Below are 434 nucleotides of genomic sequence, written 5' to 3' on the forward strand. Positions count from 1 at the left end.
CGGAGAACAGGTTGTTCCTGCCTCTGAACTTGCTGCCGCCATGAAGCAGATTAAAGAACTCCAGCGCCTGCTCGGCAAGAAAACGATGGAAAATGAACTCCTCAAAGAAGCCGTTGAATATGGACGGGCAAAAAAGTGGATAGCGCACGCGCCCTTATTGCCCGGGGATGGGGAGTAAGCTTAGTCAGCCGTTGTCTCCGGGTGTCGCGTGCGCAGTTGCACGTCATTCTCAGACGAACCGATGACTGGATGGATGGCCGCCGCAGTCGTCACACTGATGATACGGATGTGCTTCTCCGTATACACCATGTTATCGGAGAGCTGCCCACGTATGGTTATCGTCGGGTATGGGCGCTGCTTCGCAGACAGGCAGAACTTGATGGTATGCCTGCGATCAATGCCAAACGTGTTTACCGGATCATGCGCCAGAATGC

General features: G+C 54.1%; 1 pseudogene. It reads left to right on the forward strand.

What is annotated here, in order from left to right:
• A pseudogene (locus BFF42_RS20845) lies at positions 1 to 434 on the forward strand (IS3 family transposase); the annotation flags it as partial.

The sequence above is a fragment of the Shigella sp. FC1661 genome, assembly GCF_001712525.1.
GTDB classification, from domain to species: Bacteria; Pseudomonadota; Gammaproteobacteria; order Enterobacterales; family Enterobacteriaceae; genus Escherichia; species Escherichia coli.